Below are 19,685 nucleotides of genomic sequence, written 5' to 3' on the forward strand. Positions count from 1 at the left end.
TTCGTCAATGAATGCAGATCGACACGGCACGCATGCCCATGGCAGCGTGACCGCAGCAGATATGGATACGGCCCAGGAGCCAGGCCCCAGCACTGACCCCGAACTTAATGCCAGGATCAGGCCCATGAGGTCGGGCGGCAACACCTTGCCCTGGAAGCTGCTCAGTCTCCTGTTGGCCCTGGCCTTGGCCTTCTCCCTGTGGACCGGGCATCGTGGAGCCTCCGGTCAGGCTGGAGGCGGAACCGTGGCCGATACAGTCACGGTGGGGCTCAAGCTGGCTCCCACCAATCTGGACATTCGCAACCAGTCAGGCACGGCGTTGGATCAGCTTTTGATCGGCAACGTCTATCAGGGCCTGGTGTCGCGGGATTCCCGGAATCGGGTGCGTCCGGGGCTGGCCAGGAGCTGGAATGTCTCCGAGGACGGCCTGGTCTACACCTTCCACCTGCATGAGGGCATCCGTTTCTCCAACGGCCATGCTCTTCAGGCGCAGGACGTGGTCGACTCCATTCGTGGGCTTATGGCAGGCCATTATCAGGGCAGCGAGATGCTGGAGGGCTTCCAGGGCGTTCAGGCCACAGATCCGCTGACGGTGCGCCTGGCGCTGTCCAGACCATACCAGGATCTGCTCTGGCAGTTGAGCGGCCGGGCTGGTCTGGTCTTTGACCGGCGGGCCGATTATGACATGAAGACCCAGGCCGTGGGATCCGGCCCATACCTGTTGGAAAGCTTCCGACCAAACGATTCGGTCACACTCAAGGCCGATCCTCACTATTGGGGCAGCAACAAGCCTAAGACGCCAACCATCGTCATCCGCTACCTCAATGACGACAACGCCGCCGTCAACGCCCTGCGCAGCGGGGATGTGCAGGTGCTGGCTCCGGTCACCGAGAACCTGGCCAGCCCATTCCGCAACAGCCCCGACTTCCAGGTCAAGGCGGGCGACGACACCGACAAGTACGTCCTAGCCATGAACGGCAAGGGAGCCGCCACATCCGACCCGCGGGTACGTCAGGCCATCCGCCATGCCATTGACCATCGGCAGCTGATTGCCTCCCGAGGCGGATCGGACAGGGCCTTGGGCGGACCCATACCCTCTCTGGATCCCGGCTATCAGGATTTGACCGGTCTCTACCCCCACGATCCGGAGCAGTCACGGAGGCTCCTGGCCCAGGCCGGGTATGGTCCCGACCACCGTCTCAGGCTGCGGTTGACCTACGCCAACACCTACGGCAGCGAGTTGGGTGATCAGCTGCGCTCGCAGCTGCGTCAGGTGGGCATCGACCTGGATGTGAGGGTGGTGGAGTTTTCGATATGGCTGCAGGACGTACATGCCAACAAGGACTATGACCTGTCTCTGGTGGATCATGGCGAGAGTCACGATTTCCATCAGTGGGCCAATCCTGGCTACTACTACAACTATGACAATCGTCAGGTCCAAGAGCTCTACCAGAAGGCCATGGCCACGACCTCCACCGATGACTCCGACAAGCTCCTGGCCCAGGCTGCCCGGATCGTCAGCAGCGATGCGGCGGCGGACTGGCTTTTCAACTACCGGGTGACCACGGCCTGGCGGACAGGGTTGGAGGGCTTCCCGGTCGATCTGAACCAGTCCCTCTTGCCCCTGTCCGATGTGATTTATAGGCGGGGGTGACCATGGCCAGATTCCTGATGCGGCGCTTGGTGCTCTTCGTTTTGGCGTTGATGGGCATCTCCCTGCTGATCTTCCTGGCCCTGCGCATTCTGCCCGGGGATGTGGCCGCCGTCATGGCCGGACTGGATGCCCCGCCCGAGCGTGTCGACCGGCTGCGTCGGCAGATGGGTCTGGACCGCTCCTACCCAAGGCAGTATCTGGATTGGATCAGCGACTTTCTGAAAGGGGACCTGGGCAGGTCCATTCTGACCAACCGTTCCATCGCCTCCCAGGTGGGCAGCCGGGCCCAGATCACCTTCCCGCTGATTCTTTTGGGCCTGTGTGTGGCTCTGCTGCTGGGCATTCCCCTGGGCTGTGCGGCGGCTCTGGCGCGCTCGCCACGGATGCAGTCCTTCAGCCATATGGTAGCCATCGTAGGTGGATCCGTGCCGGCCCTCTGGTCAGGACTGCTGCTGATCATGCTCTTTGCCAAAGGCAGCGGCCTGATTGGCCTGCTGCCCTCCCAGGGCTTTCCTGCTCGCGGCTGGGCCCAGCCGGGGCAGGCCCTGGCGTCCTTGATTCTGCCTGCTCTATCCACCGGTATCATCGTAGGCGCCGGCATCATGCGATATACCCGCTCTTTGTTAGGCGACATGCTCTCTTCGGGTTACGTGGACATGGGCATGGCCTGCGGGATGACACGAACCCAGGCCGCCCTGCGCATCGGTTTGCGGCTGGCTTCCCCTCAGCTGGTCTCGGTGGTCGGGCTGACCATGGCCGAGATGATCACTGGGGTCATGGTCAGTGAGAACCTGTTCGCCCTGCCAGGACTGGGAGCCATGCTGATAACCGATGTGGGCAACCGGGATCTTCCGGCCGTTCAGTCCGAGCTGCTTCTTCTGGCGGCCTTCTTCCTCTTTCTGGGACTGCTGGTCGACGTTATCCATAGACTGATCGATCCGCGTTTTCGAGGTGCAGTCAGGCAGGAGGTGGCTGACTGATGAATTGGGAGCATGCAGGCAGACCGCGCTTGGGATCCCGGGTTGCATTCCCCGGGCAACTAGGATTCTTCGTGCGGATGCGGGTGGTACTGGCCAGCATGTGGCGCAAGGCCTCGGGGCGATACTCCCTGATCGTTCTGGCCATTTGGATTCTGGTCTCCCTGGTCTCCAGGTTCTGGACCCCGGTCCCTATCTGGAACACCGATGGTTATCGGATCTGGCAGGCCCCCAGCCGCGCCCACCTTCTGGGAACAGACGGCACCGGGGCAGACATTCTCTCCTGGCTGATGGCGGGGTCGGCCACCAACCTGGTCATCAGCCTTCTGGCGATCGTCCTGTCAGGCGTATTGGGGCTCCTTCTGGTCATGGCTATGGTCTCGCGCCGTTCAGGAGTATCGCAGACGGTCGTAGTCCTGGTCGACGCTCTGATTTCCCTGCCCACAGTTCTGCTGGCCCTGATCCTGGCCGTCCCCCTGGGTCCCAGCATTGCCGTGGTCGTCGTAGCCTGCGGGTTCGGCTACGGACTCAACCTGGCCCGGATTGTACGGCCCCAGGCGCTCCTGGCGGAAGAGTCGGACTACGTGCAATCCGCCCGGCACAGCGGGGTCGGGTCCTTCAGAATATTCTGCACCCACCTGGTGCCCAATGTCGTTCCTGTCCTGTGCGTGCAGCTTTCCATGTCGGCGGGTACCTCCGTTCTGGCTGAGGCAGGGTTGACCTACCTGGGGGTGGGCGTTCCCTCTGGCCTACCCTCCTGGGGTCATTCGCTGACTACCTCGGTCAAGTTCATCAACGTCTTTCCGTTGACCGTGCTCTGGCCCGGCCTGGTGGTCACCATGGTGGTGGTGGCGCTGAACCTGTTCGGTGATGCCCTGCGTGATGCCATCGATCCGGTTACCAACCCCACTCTCAGAGCAGCCGTGGCTGCCGCTGGACGATCCGCTCTCCCGTCTGAGGAGCGCCAGGAGATGTCTGCACAATTAGATGACTCCGGTCGTCATGTCGAGAATGCAATCCATGCAGGCGAGGGAGGTCGATGATGTCCCTGAGTATTGACGGCCTGAGCCTGTCCATCAATGGACGCACCATTCTTGACCAGGTGGACCTCAAGGTGGCAGACGGCCAAAGGGTCGGCCTGATCGGCTCCTCTGGCTCTGGAAAGTCGATGATAGCCCGCAGCGTTCTGGGCACCGCACCGCTGACGGCCTCCCTGTCGGGATCCATTCTGGTGGACGGGTTTCAGATTCTCGGTTCGGATGACCGGTCCCTGGCGGACCTTCGCGGTTCCCGGATGGGCATGATCTTTCAGAATCCTTCCACGGCCCTGAACCCGGTCAAGAAAATTTACAGTCAGGTCGAGCTGCCTCTCCGTCGCCACTACCGTCTGAGCGCCCAGGAAAGGCGCAGACGAGTCATGGAGATATTGTCCCAGGTCGGGTTGGATGCGGAACTGGCCGGCTCCTATCCACATGAGCTGTCCGGGGGTCAACAGCAGCGGGCGGCCATAGCTACAGCCCTGGTCACCAAGCCCAGACTGATCCTGGCGGACGAGCCGACCACGGCCCTGGATGCCATCACCCAGCGGCAGATTGTGGACCTGTTGGTCTCGCTGGTTGATCAGAGTGGGGCCTCCCTGCTGTTCATCACCCATGATTTCTCCGTCCTGGCCCGGGTTGCTGATTACTGTTACATCCTTGACGCGGGCCGAGTGGTGGAAAGCGGACAAACGCAGAGCATTCTGCGCAATCCATCCAGTCCACAGGGCAGGACTTTAGTGACAGCGGCCAAGGAGTTGACGCTGAGCGCAGATGGAGGCAAGCATGAGGACGACTGACGATGCGCATGCCGATCCGATCCTGACCGGGAAGGGCCTGATCAAGGTCTATGCCTCCAACGGCAGCGGCATGGCTCGAAAGGCTGCGGTTGACGGAATCGATGTCTCCCTCCAGCCGGGGGAGTGCTTGGCGATTATAGGGGAGTCTGGTTCGGGGAAAACCACACTTTCCCGTCTGCTTTTGGGTCAGTTGAGGCCTGATGCCGGACAGGTGACATATCAGGGCAGGCCAGTTCTGCATGGTTCTCCGGCCGCCAAGGCGCTTGCCCGGGACTCTGCTCTGGTCTTCCAGAACCCTTTTGTCTCCTTGGACCCTCGGTGGACCATCGGCCGGTCGGTCGCCGAGCCTCTTTTGGCTGCCAAGCGCAGGGAGAGTGGGCGCGTATGGTATCGATATCAGAAGGAGCGAGACCTTGCTGATCAGGTGGCCGAGGCGCTGTCAGAGGTTCAACTTGATCCGGACAGGATCATGACGGCTTATCCTTCTGATCTATCAGGTGGCCAGGCCCAGCGGGCGGCCATAGCCCGGGCCCTGGTCGTCAAGCCCCGGATACTCTTGGCCGATGAGCCTATGAGCGCCATCGACGTCTCAGCACGCGTGGGGATTCTCCATACCCTTCAATCCATCATGGCCCAGTCAAGACAGCAAAGCGATTCGTCAAGCGGGATGTCCATGATCATCATCTCCCATGATTTGGGCGTGGTCCAGCACATCGCGGACAGGGTCATGGTGCTCAGCCAGGGGAAGGTGGTGGAGGAGGGGCCTGTGAGGACCATCCTCGATCACCCAAATCAGCCCTATACCCGTCAGCTACTGGCAGCTGCAACCCTCTAGGTACCGGGGCCCGTACGGCATCCTGCCCAAGCGGAATCGGGTGAAAGCAGTGGGATGAGCCGTGCAGAGCCAACCGACGGATTACGACTGCACATGATTTGACGGTTGGGAAAGCAAATTATAGACTGTTGGTTAGTTACTTAAGTAACTAAGTAATAAACAATAGTAAAGGTCCTAACTCGACGCCCTGATTCAAGGCAGACAAGGCGGTCAAACGATGGCGATCGAAATACCGGATGGTCGGCCCGTTTTCGTGAAGGTGGCAGACAGGTTGGCCGAAGCCATAGCCGAGGGTCTGGTCGCCGATGGTGAAAGGATTCCCAGCACCACGGAAATCTCGACCGCCTACCAGATCAACCCGGCCACCGTCCTCAAGGGGATGAACCTGCTGGTCGACCGGGGTCTTCTGGAGAAACGGCGGGGGCTGGGCATGTTTGTCACTGCCGGTGCGGGCCGAAGCGTTCGTGAGCGTCGCAGGAGTGAACTCCTGAACGGAAGGTTTCAGGATCTGGTCGAAGAAGCCAAGTCTCTGGACGTATCCCGTGAGGACCTGGACGCCATCATAGAAAGGGTCTACCAATGAGTCTGACAGTTTCCAAGGTGGACAAATCGTACGGAAAGCTGAAGGCCCTGGATGAGATCTCGCTCTGCTTTGAGCCCGGCAATATATACGGACTCTTCGGGCGGAACGGGGCCGGCAAGTCCACCCTGTGCAATCTGATGACGGGCAGGGCACTTCCGGACCAGGGGCTGATTCACCTGGATGGAAGCGATCTGGTAAGCGACTCAAGAATCGTTCGTCGCGTGGCCTTGGTCAACGAAACCTGGCCCTATCCATCCCGACGGCACATTAGGCAGGCATTTGCCATGGCCGAGGGGTTTTACGGTGATTTCGACTGGCACTTGGCTGAGAGTATTCTTAAAAGCTTCGCATTGAGGCTGACTGACACTTTTGCCTCCCTTTCCACAGGGCAGCGTCAGGTGGTCAAGGATATCATCGGACTCTGCCTGCCTGTGGAATACCTCATTCTGGATGAACCGACGACAGGAATGGATGCGGCGGCCAGGGAGAGGATCTACTCCTTCCTTCTGGAGGCCTATCAGCGCCGTGGACCGACCATGATCATCGCTACACATATCATCAACGAGGTCAGCCAGCTCATCTCCCGCGCCACAATCATCCACCAGGGGCGGGTCCTGCGATCTTTCAGCGTGGATGATCTGTCAGCCCTGGGGAACACTGTCACTGGACGTCCGCGTGATGTAGAGGGTTACCTTGCCCAGGGCGACCCGCAGCTGCTGAGCAGGCAGCGCATCGGCGACCTGCTGCGCGTCAGCTTCGAGGGGCCGGTGCCCGACGAGCAGCCCAAGGGGCTTATTGTCGCCCCCATGGATCTGCAGACCTACTTCGTCCAGATTACGGAAGGTGCGACACAATGAATAACATGCAAGTTGCAGAGGCAGTGCGGACGAAGACCAAGTCAGGGCCAGACAGGCCCGACATCGGTGCGGGACCGGCTGAAGGATGGGCCCGAATCAAGCGCTTCCTGTCGCCTGCGGTGCAGACCCGGATGGCCCTGCGCGTACAGGTGATGCCGAGGCTGATCGTCTTTTTGATTTGGGCTCTCGTCCTCGCTCTGGGAGTTGTGGGGTTCATTCCCCTAAGCTCCGGCTTCACCGGTCTGTTCACCGAGATGGTGTTCATGGCCACCGCCCTTGTCTGCTCACTGACGACTTTCCGGCCCCTGATCTCCAACGCCGTGACCCGGTCCACGATCGCTTGGACCCAGATCATCTCCAATGTGTTCATGGCCCTAGCGACAGCTACTTTCATGATTGGGGTCGCCATTATCAGTAGCCTGGGCCAAATCGGATGGATGCCCTTTACGGAAAGTTACCAAAGGTTTCTCGTGCAGGGCTGCTCACCTTGGAGGCTCACTCTTGATCCCTGGAGTGTTTCATGCTTTAACCGGTCGTATGACCAGCAGCCGTCCCGTTGGCTGGCTCTGGCGTTGCATGTCTTCATGGTGCAGGTAGCCTTCGTTCTTCTTGGCCAGGTGCTGGGTGACCTAGCTGCCCGTCTTGATCGAAAAGGCAGATGCCTGTTGCTGGCAGGGCTGTTGATCTGTGTTGGTCTCTGGTATTCGATTTCCGGCTGGAATTTCTGGGGTTGGCCGCAAACGGCGGTTCAGATGCTCAATCTGACGCGCGGCCATTGGGTGTACAAGACCTTGAATCCCTTCATGAATACTGACCTATGGGGATACTTCACCGTGTATTTGCTCTGGCCCCAAGTGGTCTTCACCCTGGTCTTCTCGGCCATATGCATCGTGTTCAGCTACTGGCTCACCAGCCGTCGGCAGCTACCAGCCATCCAAGGGTTCAGCATTCTGAACTAGCGGCAGGATAGCTATGCATACCGGCGACGATTGACCACATGGTCGTTCGCCCACTGCTTGACTCCTGCCGGGGCAATAGACTGGGGAATCATGGTGGACATCCAGGATGCAGGGCAGGCGCTGAAGCGGTATTTCGGATATGAGTCTTTTCGCCCGGGTCAGGAGGATCTGGTCAAGGCCATCCTGAACGGGCGAGACTGCCTGGGTGTTATGCCGACCGGTGCCGGCAAGTCCATCTGCTATCAGATTCCTGCCACCCTTCTGGACGGTTTGACCATCGTCATCTCTCCCTTGGTCTCCCTGATGAAGGACCAGGTGGATGGGCTGGAGGATGCCGGCATCCAGGCCTCATTCGTCAATTCCACCCAGGACATGGATGAGCAGTCCCTGGCCCTGGCTCAGGCTGCCCAGGGACGCAGCAAAATCCTCTACGTGGCCCCCGAGCGGCTGGATGCCCCCAGATTCAGGGAATTCGCCCAGCATACGAGGATCTCCCTGCTCGCTGTGGACGAAGCCCATTGCGTATCCCAGTGGGGTCAGGACTTCCGCCCTGCCTACTTGGGTATCGGGGACTTCATAAGATCCCTGCCTAACCGGCCCACGGTGGCAGCCTTCACTGCTACGGCGACCGAGAAGGTCCGGCGCGACATCGTATACATGTTGGGCTTGGACGACCCCTACGTGGCGGTGACGGGATTCGACAGGCCCAACCTCTTCTTTGACGTGATCAAACTGGAGAGCAGATACAAGAATCGCTGGGTGGTCCAATACGCCCTGAAGCATGGAGGCGATTCGGGCATCGTCTACTGCGCCACCCGCAAGGAGACCGAAGCTCTGGCCGATGATCTGACCAAGGCTGGTGTAAGCGCTGTCAGCTACCACGCTGGTATGGATGCCCAGGACAGAGAGCAGGCGCAGCGGGACTTCGTCAACGACAAGGTGCAGGTGGTCGTGGCCACCAATGCCTTCGGCATGGGCATTGACAAGTCCAACGTGCGCTATGTCATCCATCACAACATGCCCGAGAGCATCGAGGCCTACTACCAGGAAGCTGGCAGGGCAGGACGTGACGGTGAGCCCGCCCGATGCTCCCTGCTGTGGAACGAGAGCGATATCGTCACTCGCAGGCGCCTGCTGGACATGGACAATGGCAATGACAGACTGACCGGTGAGCAGGCTGAAGCGGTCAGGGCCGAACACCGGCGTCTGCTCAACGTCATGATCGGTTACTGTCGGACCACCGGTTGCCTTCACCGGTACATGCTGCGGTACTTTGGCGAAGAGGTGGACCAGGCTGCCGCGGGTCTTTCGCCTGCGGAGGCCGACAAAGGCAAACCCGTCCCAGTCGGGCATCCCGACACCGGCAGCACCGGCTGCCAGAACTGTTCCAACTGTCTGAGCACCTTCAAAACTATCGATGTCAGCGATGTGGCCCGTGCCATAAGCAGGTGCGTGCACGACGTGAATCAGGGGTTCGGCTCCGGCAAGATCGCCCAGATCCTCCGGGGCTCGCGCTCGCAGGACCTTCTTCGGCGAGGGCTGGATCGGTGCCCCAGCTATGGCGTTCTGGCCCAGATTCCGGAGGCGCGCATTCGCGACGTGCTCAACCAAATGGCCTCGGACGGATATCTGTATATCACCGAAGGACGGCTGCCCATGGTCCATTTCGGACCCAAGGCTGCGCAGACGGTCAGTCCGGACTTTCATTATGAGATCAAACGGACGGAACGCCCGAGTACTTCAGGCAAGGTCTTCGGCGGCGGGTCTTCTTCGACCGTCGATGATGACGGTCTCGAGCAGGCCGGCGCAAGCGATGCCAGCCCAGAGGACGAGGAACTTTTCCAGAAGCTGCGAGATTTGCGGACCAGCATAGCCCGCGAGATCGGCAAACCTCCCTATATTGTCTTCTCCGACAAGGCGCTGCGCGATATGTGTCGTCTGCGTCCAGTTGATGATGCGACCTTCTTGGCCGTCAACGGGGTGGGACAGCACAAGCTGGAGCAATATGGGCCCCGGTTCATGGGGGTCATCTCCGAATTCTCGGCGGGAAAAGGAGCGAATGTGGTCTTAGGCGCTGCCGGATCTGATAGGTAGGTCCGCCTACCATGAGGTATACATGACTTCATCGCGGCTGCCTTTCAGATTAGGCGCCCGAGAGGAAAGGAAACAACAATGGCTGACAAACCAATCGTAGAGAGCTTCCAGCTGGATCACACCAAGGTCAAGGCGCCCTACGTTCGCCTGATCGACGAGGAGAAGGGCCCTCAGGGAGACATCATCTCCAACTATGATCTACGCCTGGTTCAGCCCAATCAGAACGCCATTCCAACTGCCGGGCTGCACACCATAGAGCACACGATTGCCGTGCTCCTGCGCGAGCGCATCCCTGGCTATATCGACTGCTCGCCTTTTGGCTGCCGGACGGGCTTCCACCTGCTTGCCTGGGGCCGTCATTCGACCGAAGATGTGGCCAAGGCTCTGAAGGAGTCGCTGGAGTTCATTGCCGAAAAGGCCACCTGGGACGACGTGCCAGGCACCGAGATCACCTCCTGCGGCAACTACCGCGACCATTCGCTCTTCTCGGCCAAGCAATGGAGCCGTGATATTGTCGCTGCCGGCATCAGCTCCGATCCTTACGAGCGCAAGCTGGTCTGAGCGCGAACAGGCAAACAATAGGGCCTGAGGAGGGGGTAGGTTCCTCTTCTCAGGCCCTATTCGATGCAACAGGTGAAAGCTCAACTACGCAGTATGGTCTCGATCTGTTTCATCTGGTCGTCATCAATCTGCATAGCCGGTTCGCGGATGCGTGTGCTGATGGGCAGACCCTGCAGTCGCACAGCTCCCTTGATGGCCGACACGAACAAATCCGCAGTGTCGTAAATAGCCATCAAGTGGTTGATGCGTCGGGCCTTGTCTAGTGCGGTTTGGTAATCGCCATCTTGATAGGCCTTATGCATGGCAACGAAGGTTTCCGGCTCTACGTTGGTCAGGCCTGATAAAACACCGTTGCCTCCACAGATGCGGTTGACCATATAGTATTCGTCGAATCCTGAGAACACAGAAAACTCAGGGCTGACATGCCGGACTGCCGCAACGACTCGACGTGTGTGGCTGATTGTGTCCACGGTGTCTTTGATGCCAACGATATTCGGGCATTCCTGGGCAAGTCTTGCGACCAGCTCCGGGGAGCAGTCGTTGCCTGTACGGGCAGGGAAGTTGTAGAGGATCACCGGCACAGTTGAGGCATGGGCGATGCTGGTGAAATACCTATAAGCGGTTGGTTCCGAAGGGCCGAAATAATAGGGGCTGACAGCCACCACGGCATCGGCGCCGATTTGTCCGGCAAACTTGGTCAGATCCATGACCCGGTCCATATTCGTGTCGCCAACTCCGACGAATACCTTCATGCGTCCTTGTATATGGTCGACGGCGAATTGCAGGGCCGAGCGCTTCTCTTGGAGATCATAGGCATAAAACTCGCCGATGCTTCCGAACAGGAGCACCCCGTTGATGCCAGCCCGGATCAGATGGTCCAGATGTCGTCCCCACAGGTCGGTGTCGATGACTCCCTGATCGTCGCTGACGGTTATCGACGGGCAGAAAATTCCCTCAAATTTGGCTGATAATGTGCTCATGTTCACCCTTCCGAAGTAAGCGTATCGGTATCGATTCCATAGGCCCTCATGGCATTGTGCTTGAAGAAGTCCTCATCCGGGCCAAAGGTATCCAGCATCAGTTGCCAGTGTTCCCTGAGCGAGGAGTGTACGGTGACTACCGGCCAATTGGAGGCGTAGAGGATCCTGTTCGGGGGAAAGGTGTCCCTGACGAAGGCGACAATGTCGCGATCGACCGGCAGATCGCCAGACACCTTGATATAGCAGCGCGGCAAGGCCGCCATGGCCTGTATTGCTTTTTTGCAGGCCGACGACAAGTCGGGCATATTGCCCAGATGGTCCATGATGACAGTCAGGGAAGGAACCTGAGAGAATGCCTGAGCCATGTCCGGCAGTTCTGCGCCCCTGTTGCATAGCTCGAAGGGCATCCCCTTATCAGCCATGGCGTGGAGCCCGGCGATGAAGGAGGGTTCCAGGCAACGGCCGCGCGGGGCAGATTCAGTATGCAAGGGCTCTCTGATGCCCGTAGCATTGATAGGTACCCTCATATAGGGCCCTACCTGTGCCCGTAGCATTCGGGCGAGAATTTTCGGGTCATCGTTCTCATAGACCAAGCGGTCCTCTAATAGGGGGTCATCCGAGTCAACTTCCACATAGACTCCGCCCAAAAATTCCACTCCCAACTGCCCGTACTCGTCTTCCAGCTCATGAAGGGGAAAGCTCCGGTTCAGTGATGGCATTCCTTCCAGCCAAGGCAGATGTTGCCGTTCAAGATTCCACATGTGGAAGTGAGCATCGATGACCTGCAATTGTCGCGTCATCTCAGGCTCCCTGCTCAAGGCATATGTGGCACCCACGAAAGGCATACAAGGCGATGTAGAGGAATCTGGGAGCGGTTACCAGCATGGCGACGGTGCCCTGGGAACCGCCTTTGCTTTGCGTATTTGCATTTTTCATGGCAGAGCTCAATTCAGTGCCCGGTCCAGGTGGACGTATCCGCCATCGACAAACACCCATTGGCCGGTGGTGTGTGATGCGCGATCAGAGAGCAGGAAGGTGGCGGTGTTCCCGATCTCCTCGGGTGTGGTCATGCGATGTTCCAGGGGGATCTTGTCTGTGATGGCTGAAAGACGGGCTTGCTGGGCCTTTTCATCGCCAAACGTCTTGATCCAGTCGGCGTAGAGGGGGGTCCAGCATTCCGAGACCACGATGGCGTTCACTCGTACGTCATCGTGGACCAAGGCTGCGGCCCATTCTCTGGTCAGGCCCAGAACTGCGCCCTTGGCCGCCGCATAGGCGCTGGTCTTGCCCTGACCGGTCACGGCGGTTTTGGAGGTGATGTTGATGACGGATCCGTGGCTTTTCTTCAGATAGGCACAAGAGGCGTGCATGAGTTCGTAGTAGTGGGTGAGATTACCGTGTACGGAACGCTCGAACTCCCGCCAGTCAGTAGTTTCCAAGGCCTTGTTGTCGTTGACTCCAGCGTTGTTGACTATGCCATCGATATGGCCGAATTCCTTGTGCACCTGCTCCACAATGGGGGCTATGCCGTCGGTGTCATTCAGATCCAGAATGAAGGTCCGGTAGGTATCGGTATAGGCCTCGATGTCTTTGCAGAACTGGTCCCTGGCTGACTCGTCACGGTCTATGACTGCGGTTATGGCGCCCTCCTGGGCCAGTTGTAGGGCGATGCCCCTGCCGATGCCCTTGAAGCCACCGGTGATGATGAATACCTTGTTTTTGAGATGCAGATCCATGAAAGCTTCTTTGTCTGTATGAATGGATGATTTGCTAGGGATCCAGCGATTGGGCCTGGTTTTGATTGAGATGACCCGAAGTCACTCCTGGTGGAGGTAGCGCTGCGCAGTCTCAACGGTCATTTCAGCCCCGTTGCCGGGAGCGGTTGGTGCTTGATACATGCCCTGGCTGATACGCACGGGGTTTACGAAATATTCGTGCTGGTTGTCCACGTATTCGATCATTCGGCCCTGCGTGGTGCAGGAGACGGCTGCGTAGTCGAACATGGCGAAGTGACAGACCATCTCGCACAGCCCGACCCCGCCAGCGTGGGGGCAGACTATCTTGTGGAACTTGCGAGCCAGCAGGTATTCCAGAACTATCTCCTGGGGGCCCGCCACTCTGGTGGCGTCGATCTGCATAATACCGAAGGCATTGGCCTGTAGGAATTGCTTGAACATGATGCGGTTCTGCATCTGTTCGCCGGTTGCCACGGGGATAGGATTGATGGCCCTGGCAATGGTTGCGTGGCCGATGATGTCGTCGGGGCTGGTGGGCTCTTCGACCCATGCCAGGTCGAAGTCATGGAAATGGTTGATCCAATCAATGGCTTGCGGGACGTCCCAGACCTGGTTGGCGTCGACGGCCAGACGCACGTCGGGGCCGATGGCATCCCTGGCCAATCCCAGACGGCGTATGTCATCATCGAGGTTCTGGCCTACCTTGAGCTTGATTTGCTTAAAGCCCTTTTCCCTTGTCTCTCGTTTGGCAATTTCCACCATCTTTTCGTCGCTGTAGCCGAGCCAGCCTGGTGCTGTCGAATAACCGGGATATCCGTGCTGGCGAATGTCCTCGATGCGCTCCTGCTTGCCGGATTGCCCATCCTTGAGAATGTCTATGGCCTCCTCGGGACGCAGGGCATCGGAGAGGTATCTGAAGTCCAGGGTGCTGACCAGGTCTTCAGGGTCCATTTCAGCCAGCAGCAACCACAAAGGTTTCCTCGCTCTTTTGGCCTTCATGTCCCAAAGGGCGCTCAGCAGTGCGCCGATGGCCATATGCTCGACTCCCTTTTCGGGTCCCAGCCAGCGCAGCTGCGAGTCATGGACCAGTAGGTCCCAGGCTAGGCCCATGCTGTCCAGCAGACGTTCAACCTCCAGGCCACACAGAGTCTCTCCTATGGAATCTATGGCTCTGCATACAACATCGTTGCCTCGTCCGATGGTGAAGACCAGACCGCACCCTTTGATGCCATCGTCAGCCGAGGTGTGTATTTCCACATAGGCGGCCGAATAGTCCGGGTCCTTATTCATGGCATCCGATCCTGACAAGGTCAGAGAAGTGGGAAAACGAAAGTCATACGTTTTCACCGCAGTGATAGTACTCATCGTGGCTCCTTTGCCAATCTAGTGAACATAGACGTCAGTATAGGCGCAGAAATAGAAATTTGAAAATTAAAAATGTAAAAATTCTAAACGCGACATGAATGTTATCGCCGCTTCATTGGTTACGATTGTTGGGTACTGGAAAGGATGCACATGGCCAGACAGGAACCCGGCAATCCGCACGTTAGCGCTATAGCCGAGCAGCTCGGCATCTCGGCTTCGACCGTTTCCAAGGTGATCAACGGTCGACCGGGCGTGGCGGCAAAAACCCGTCGGAGGGTCGAAAAGGCCTTGGCTGATCAGGGTTATGCACATCCGCTCGTCAGTACCAAAATCGCCCAGACCATTGAACTGGTGGTGGATTATATCGCCAACAATGGCACCATCGAGATGATACGTTATGCCTCGAAGTGGGCTTTGGATGCCGGTCTGGCTCTGACTGTGACGCAGACCGATCACCAGCGGCGTGCCGAGGAATGTCTGAGGGGGATCATTGATCGCAACCCGCTGGGTGTGATTACCCAGATGTCCTCCATAGACCAGAAGGGCAAGAATGTGCTCAAAGCAAGAGGCATTCCCTTGGTGGCGGTCGATCCGGTGGACCTGGTCAACGATGAGGACATGAGCATAACGCTTGACAATTGGACTGGAGGATACCAGGCCGCAAAATGCCTTCTTGATGCCGGGCACCGGCGCATTGGCGTTATAGCCGGACCGGCGAATGTGCAATCCGCGCAGGCCAGACTGGCTGGATACCGAGCAGCATTGGCAGCCATTGGTGCCAGCCTGCCGTCTAGCATGGTTCTGCAGGGAGACTATTTGCCCGACAGAGGGTACCAAGCCGCCTGTGATCTGCTGGACCGTGCTCATCCTCCGACCGCGATCCTGGCCTGCAACGACTTGACAGCCGTCAATATCTACAGAGCGGCGCGTGAACGTGGACTGGAGCCCGGTCAGGACCTGTCTGTGGTCGGATTCGACAACGTTTATCCATCCTCCTACCTGATGCCTGCCCTTACCACGGTGGATCAGCCATTTGATCTGATGGCCAGGATGGCCGTGGGAATGATTCTCGATGCACGACAGGGCAAGGAGTTCCAGCGGCATGTGGTCATGCCGACCCGTCTGGTCAGCCGACACAGTGTGGTCAATCTGACCCATGCCAGTCATTTGCAATCGGAAAGTCGGGTTCAAGAGGCCGCACAATAGCCCAAACTATTCCCCGATTCGCTCAATGCGTACTCACTTCATGACTGCCTGCTGATGGATACACTCGTACTTCGGCAATCGCAGGGGCGGGTTTCGTCCCTGCCGCACCGGTCGAGAAAGAGGTAGCCACAGTGAGCAGGTACGCGATGGAAACTGCACGTTGGATCCGTCATGCCACCATGGACGACTTTGAGGCGATCATGCCTGTCTACGCCTACGCCAGAAAGCGGATGGCCGAGACCGGTAACCCCCGTCAGTGGGGGGACAAGTACCCTCTGCCTGAACGCATCCGCGAGGACATCGCCGGGGGCCACACCATGCTCTTGGTCGATGATGCAGCTGGTATGGATCAGATTCCTGAGGATCCCGTCTACCCTGAACCGGAGTTGGACGAGCACAAGGGCAGCCATGAGCGCATCATCGGCGTTTTTGCTCTCTTCCATGACCCGGAACCAGATTATAAGGTCATTGATGGCAGCTGGCTGGACGACCGGCCCTATACCACCATCCATCGGGTGGCCGCCTCGGGACTGGGGCGTCACGCGGCCGGGGACCTGCTCGATTGGAGCATGCGCCGGTACGAGAACATCCGCGCCGATACGGGACTGAAGAACTACGCCATGCAGCACATCCTGGAGACCCATGGCTTCACCCGCTGCGGCAACATCATCATGCCTGAAAACAAGGAGATCGAGAACGTGCGGGTGGCCTATCAGCTGCACAATCGTCCCCTTGACCTGGCTGAGCGCGAAAGGGAGGCCAAGCGCTTGGTCACCGTCTGAGAGCGAGGGCAGACCGTCGTAGTGCCGTCGCACAATGGAGCCATGACTTTGAGCGCAGCACCGGCATGGCAGTTCTCCGGGCCCGAGGGCCAGCAGCATTACGAGCAAGCTCTTCGGGCCTATCCTGGGCAGATCATCGTGGACTTGCGGACTTTGAAGGCCAATATGGCCACCCTGGTGAAACTGGTTCATTCCACGAACCCCGGTGCTGCTGTCATGGGTGTGGTCAAGGCCGATGCCTACGGCCACGGGCTCATTCCCGTTGCTCTGGCAGCCTTGTCCGGCGGGGCGACCTGGCTGGGAACGGCCCAGTCCAGCGAAGCCCTGCGTCTGCGTCGGGCAGGCATTGGCCCCGACCGTTGCCGGATACTGTCCTGGATGTTCAACGGGGACCGCGCGCCCTTCGACCAGCTGATTCAGGCTGACATCGACCTGGGCGTCGGTTCCCTGAAGACCATGAACATGGCGGCTCAGGCGGCAGGCCAGGTCGGCAAACCTGCCCGCGTCCATGTCAAGGTGGACACCGGCTTCGGACGCAACGGCTTCACACCTGAGACCTTTGGGGATGCCTTGCGTGAGCTTTCCCGCCTGGCATCCCAGGGCCTGTTGGAGCCTGTGGGGCTTTTCAGCCATCTGGCAGTGGCCGACATGCCTGGGGTGGACGAGTTCGTGTCGTCCACTGACGAGCAAATCGCCCTCTTCGAAGAGTTCTATGACAGGATGACGGCCGCAGGCATGAAGCCTGAAATTCGGCATCTTGCCAACACCGCCGCCACGCTCAGCCGCCCAGGGATACGTTATGACCTGACCCGTCCGGGCATCGGCCTGTATGGGTACGAGCCTGATCCTTCCATGGGGATTTCGGCGGATTATGGTCTGCGTCCGGCAATGACCCTTCAGGCCCAGCTGGGCACTGTCAAGGATATGCCGGCCGGTCACGGCATCTCCTACGGGCGCACCTATTTGACGGAGAAGCCCACAAGCACGGCCATCATGCCCTTGGGATACGCCGACGGGATCCATCGGTCAGCCTCGGGCTTTGACTGCGAGGGCGCTATGGGCCGAGAGCATCTGGGAGGTCCCGTCCGTCTGATGACTCGTCAAGGGCCCAGGTTGGTTCGTGTCGCTGGAAGGGTCTGCATGGACCAGTGTGTACTGGATCTAGAAGGGATGGCTTCCGACTTGGGAGTGGACGAGGGCGATACCGTTGTTCTCTTTGGGCCAGGCCAGGGGGAGGACCAGGCTGAGCCAACCGCTGATGACTGGGCACGGGCCGCTGACACCATCAGCTATGAGATCTTCACCTGCCTGCGTAGTAGGATTCCACGGCTCTACCTGGGTGTGCATGAGGTGGTCGAACCCTCCGACCTGCACCTGATTGCCCCTGAATCCATTCTTTGAGACCACTATCACAGGTAGAACCTGGGCTTGGGGCCTTGTCAAGGGGCAATATAAGTGGTGAGATGAGGTTATGACTACATATACAGGAAATGAACCCAGCAATATCTCATACACAGCCGTAGCTGACATCACCGGAGGCCGCGAGGGCCATGCGGACAGCCAGGAGCCCGATCTTTCCCTGGACTTGGATACACCCAAGGCTATGGGAGGCAAGGGCCAGGGCACCAACCCCGAGCAACTCTTCGCCATCGGCTGGGGTGCCTGCTTCCAGGGAGCCATGGGACTGGCCGGAAAGGAGCTGCGCGTGCCAGCCACCAAGCTGGCCCAGAGCAAGGTGCGCACTCACATCTCCCTTGGCGACCAGGGCGAGTCCTTTGGCATCAAGGCTCTGATCGAGGTCTGCCTGCCCGGCGTCGATCGTGATCTGGCCACCCGTCTGGTGGAGCGGACCCAGGAGCTTTGCCCCTATTCCAAGGCCACAGCGGGCAATGTGCCCACTGAAGTGGTGGTCGTGGATAATCTGGACTGAACGGAGCGGGCGCGCCTGATGGGCACTGATGAGGAGGGCGGATCCCGCCTGCTGGCCGAGGGCTACTCCGCCCGGGATCAGGAACGGTGGGCGCCAGAGCCTCCAAAGACCAGCAGCAGGACCGCCTTTGAACGTGACCGGGCGCGTCTGGTCCATTCTTCGGCGTTGCGTCGACTGGGGGCCAAGACGCAGATTCTGGTGGCCGGCACTGACGACTTTGCCCGTACGCGCCTGACCCACACCTTGGAGGTGGCCCAGATCGGCCGGCAGATCGGTACCATGTTGGGTTGCGACCCCGACGTGGTGGACTGTGCCTGTCTGGCCCATGACCTGGGTCATCCGCCCTTCGGCCACAACGGCGAACGTGCCCTGTCCTCGCTGGCCTCAGACATAGGGGGATTCGAGGGCAATGCGCAGACCCTTCGACTGCTGACCAGGCTGGAGCCCAAGGTTTTCCACCCGGACGGACGTTCGGCAGGGGTCAACCTGACAAGGGCCGCCCTGGACGCTGCAGTCAAATATCCTTGGACCTTGGCTGAGGCCTCGGCTCATCCCAAGGGGGAGAGGACTGCCAAGTTCTGCGTCTACCCGGACGACCAGGAAGTTTTTCGCTGGCTCAAGCAGGGAGCACCGCAGGCCAGCACGCCTATGGAGTGCCAGGTTATGGACTTGGCTGATGACATCGCCTACAGCGTTCACGACGTGGAGGATGCCATAGTGGTTGGCTCCTTCGTGCCTGAGCGGCTGGCTGAGCCCAGGATCATCGATGGTGTGGTCCGAGCCGCCCGATCCTGGTATGGCGACCGCTGGGATGCTGACCAGCTGGTCCAAGCTTTGGAGGCCGTCCGTGTCATGCTGCCGACGGGCTTCGATGGTTCACGCCGGGCCTTGGCTACTTTGAAGAACACCACCAGTTACCTGATTGGCCGCTTTGCCGACTCCGTGGAGGCGGCTACCCGAAGCCGCCACGGCCAAGGCCCGTTGACCAGGTACTCGGCTGGGCTGGTCATCCCACCCCGGACCTCCTATGAGATTGTGGCCTTGAAGGGGATTGCCGTCTACTTCGTCATGGCTCCCCGTGAGAAGGAGCCCTTCCATGCTGAGCAGTTGAAAATCGTGACCGACCTGGTTGAGGTGATGATGGCGGACTCGCCGGCCCCCTCTGATGCCTTGGAGGATGTCTTCCTGGAGGATTGGCGCCAAGCGGGTTCGGACGGGGAGCGCCTGAGGGTGGCTATCGACCAGGTGGCCTCCCTGACCGACGGCTCGGCCTTGGCCCTGCATTCCTTGGTTTGCCCGTAGCCCTGCGGCGTTTATGCCGGGCGCAAC

General features: G+C 59.3%; 20 protein-coding genes. 15 read left to right on the top strand and 5 right to left on the bottom strand.

Going from position 1 to position 19,685, the window contains the following annotated elements:
• The first annotated feature begins 7 nt into the window (after nt 1-7).
• The 10 genes from H3T93_RS00360 to H3T93_RS00405 all read left to right on the top strand — a co-directional run bounded on the left by H3T93_RS00360 (nt 8) and on the right by H3T93_RS00405 (nt 10,357).
• Nucleotides 8-1,654: an ABC transporter substrate-binding protein gene (locus H3T93_RS00360; RefSeq protein WP_144177482.1), complete on the top strand. Its 1,647-nt coding sequence runs from the start codon at nt 8-10 to the stop codon at nt 1,652-1,654.
• Nucleotides 1,655-1,656: 2 nt separating this feature from the next.
• Nucleotides 1,657-2,634, top strand: a complete 978-nt coding sequence (locus H3T93_RS00365; protein WP_144177480.1) for an ABC transporter permease — start codon at nt 1,657-1,659, stop codon at nt 2,632-2,634.
• Between the two features lie 77 nt (nt 2,635-2,711).
• Nucleotides 2,712-3,674 (top strand): ABC transporter permease, encoded by a 963-nt coding sequence (locus H3T93_RS00370; protein WP_232348616.1) that lies wholly within the window; start codon nt 2,712-2,714, stop codon nt 3,672-3,674.
• On the top strand, nt 3,674-4,468 hold the full coding sequence (locus H3T93_RS00375; RefSeq protein WP_144177628.1) for an ABC transporter ATP-binding protein: 795 nt from the start codon (nt 3,674-3,676) through the stop codon (nt 4,466-4,468). Before H3T93_RS00370 ends, H3T93_RS00375 begins: the two co-directional genes overlap by 1 nt.
• A complete protein-coding gene (locus H3T93_RS00380) occupies nt 4,455-5,303 on the top strand; it encodes an ABC transporter ATP-binding protein (protein WP_144177478.1) in 849 nt (282 codons plus the stop codon). Before H3T93_RS00375 ends, H3T93_RS00380 begins: the two co-directional genes overlap by 14 nt.
• 217 nt (nt 5,304-5,520) lie before the next feature.
• Nucleotides 5,521-5,886 (top strand): GntR family transcriptional regulator, encoded by a 366-nt coding sequence (locus H3T93_RS00385; RefSeq protein WP_015022206.1) that lies wholly within the window; start codon nt 5,521-5,523, stop codon nt 5,884-5,886.
• The gene (locus H3T93_RS00390) at nt 5,883-6,743 is read left to right on the top strand and encodes an ATP-binding cassette domain-containing protein (RefSeq protein WP_144177477.1); all 861 of its coding nucleotides are present in this window, start codon (nt 5,883-5,885) and stop codon (nt 6,741-6,743) included. Before H3T93_RS00385 ends, H3T93_RS00390 begins: the two co-directional genes overlap by 4 nt.
• Entirely contained in the window at nt 6,740-7,702 is a 963-nt protein-coding gene (locus H3T93_RS00395; RefSeq protein WP_144177476.1) for a hypothetical protein, read from the top strand. The genes H3T93_RS00390 and H3T93_RS00395 overlap by 4 nt, the downstream gene beginning before the upstream one ends.
• 90 nt (nt 7,703-7,792) lie before the next feature.
• A complete protein-coding gene (locus tag H3T93_RS00400) occupies nt 7,793-9,796 on the top strand; it encodes a RecQ family ATP-dependent DNA helicase (protein WP_144177475.1) in 2,004 nt (667 codons plus the stop codon).
• Nucleotides 9,797-9,874: 78 nt separating this feature from the next.
• Entirely contained in the window at nt 9,875-10,357 is a 483-nt protein-coding gene (locus tag H3T93_RS00405) for an S-ribosylhomocysteine lyase (protein WP_029678668.1), read from the top strand.
• A gap of 80 nt (nt 10,358-10,437) precedes the next feature.
• Here the strand turns inward: H3T93_RS00405 and H3T93_RS00410 are convergent, their stop codons facing one another.
• The 5 genes from H3T93_RS00410 to H3T93_RS00425 all read right to left on the bottom strand — a co-directional run bounded on the left by H3T93_RS00410 (nt 10,438) and on the right by H3T93_RS00425 (nt 14,438).
• On the bottom strand, nt 10,438-11,337 hold the full coding sequence (locus tag H3T93_RS00410) for a dihydrodipicolinate synthase family protein (protein ID WP_110425565.1): 900 nt from the start codon (nt 11,335-11,337) through the stop codon (nt 10,438-10,440).
• Nucleotides 11,338-11,339: 2 nt separating this feature from the next.
• Nucleotides 11,340-12,137 (bottom strand): amidohydrolase family protein, encoded by a 798-nt coding sequence (locus H3T93_RS00415; protein WP_144177473.1) that lies wholly within the window; start codon nt 12,135-12,137, stop codon nt 11,340-11,342.
• Nucleotide 12,138: 1 nt separating this feature from the next.
• Nucleotides 12,139-12,273, bottom strand: a complete 135-nt coding sequence (locus H3T93_RS09230) for a hypothetical protein (protein ID WP_267900928.1) — start codon at nt 12,271-12,273, stop codon at nt 12,139-12,141.
• Between the two features lie 8 nt (nt 12,274-12,281).
• On the bottom strand, nt 12,282-13,073 hold the full coding sequence (locus tag H3T93_RS00420; protein WP_110425563.1) for an SDR family oxidoreductase: 792 nt from the start codon (nt 13,071-13,073) through the stop codon (nt 12,282-12,284).
• An 81-nt stretch (nt 13,074-13,154) separates the two neighbouring features.
• The gene (locus tag H3T93_RS00425; RefSeq protein ID WP_144177472.1) at nt 13,155-14,438 is read right to left on the bottom strand and encodes an enolase C-terminal domain-like protein; all 1,284 of its coding nucleotides are present in this window, start codon (nt 14,436-14,438) and stop codon (nt 13,155-13,157) included.
• A gap of 150 nt (nt 14,439-14,588) precedes the next feature.
• Here H3T93_RS00425 and H3T93_RS00430 point away from each other — a divergent pair, with 150 nt between their 5' ends.
• The 5 genes from H3T93_RS00430 (at nt 14,589) to H3T93_RS00450 (ending at nt 19,658) form a co-directional block, all read left to right on the top strand.
• Entirely contained in the window at nt 14,589-15,644 is a 1,056-nt protein-coding gene (locus H3T93_RS00430) for a LacI family DNA-binding transcriptional regulator (protein ID WP_186363907.1), read from the top strand.
• A 146-nt stretch (nt 15,645-15,790) separates the two neighbouring features.
• The gene (locus tag H3T93_RS00435; RefSeq protein ID WP_144177470.1) at nt 15,791-16,426 is read left to right on the top strand and encodes an N-acetyltransferase; all 636 of its coding nucleotides are present in this window, start codon (nt 15,791-15,793) and stop codon (nt 16,424-16,426) included.
• A 42-nt stretch (nt 16,427-16,468) separates the two neighbouring features.
• Nucleotides 16,469-17,827, top strand: a complete 1,359-nt coding sequence (alr, locus tag H3T93_RS00440) for an alanine racemase (RefSeq protein WP_046323186.1) — start codon at nt 16,469-16,471, stop codon at nt 17,825-17,827.
• A 70-nt stretch (nt 17,828-17,897) separates the two neighbouring features.
• The gene (locus tag H3T93_RS00445; RefSeq protein ID WP_144177469.1) at nt 17,898-18,356 is read left to right on the top strand and encodes an Ohr family peroxiredoxin; all 459 of its coding nucleotides are present in this window, start codon (nt 17,898-17,900) and stop codon (nt 18,354-18,356) included.
• Between the two features lie 18 nt (nt 18,357-18,374).
• Nucleotides 18,375-19,658: a deoxyguanosinetriphosphate triphosphohydrolase gene (locus H3T93_RS00450; RefSeq protein ID WP_144177468.1), complete on the top strand. Its 1,284-nt coding sequence runs from the start codon at nt 18,375-18,377 to the stop codon at nt 19,656-19,658.
• The last annotated feature ends 27 nt before the right edge of the window (nt 19,659-19,685 follow it).

It is taken from the genome of Bifidobacterium sp. M0404 (assembly GCF_016101415.1).
Taxonomy (GTDB): domain Bacteria; phylum Actinomycetota; class Actinomycetes; order Actinomycetales; family Bifidobacteriaceae; genus Bombiscardovia; species Bombiscardovia polysaccharolytica.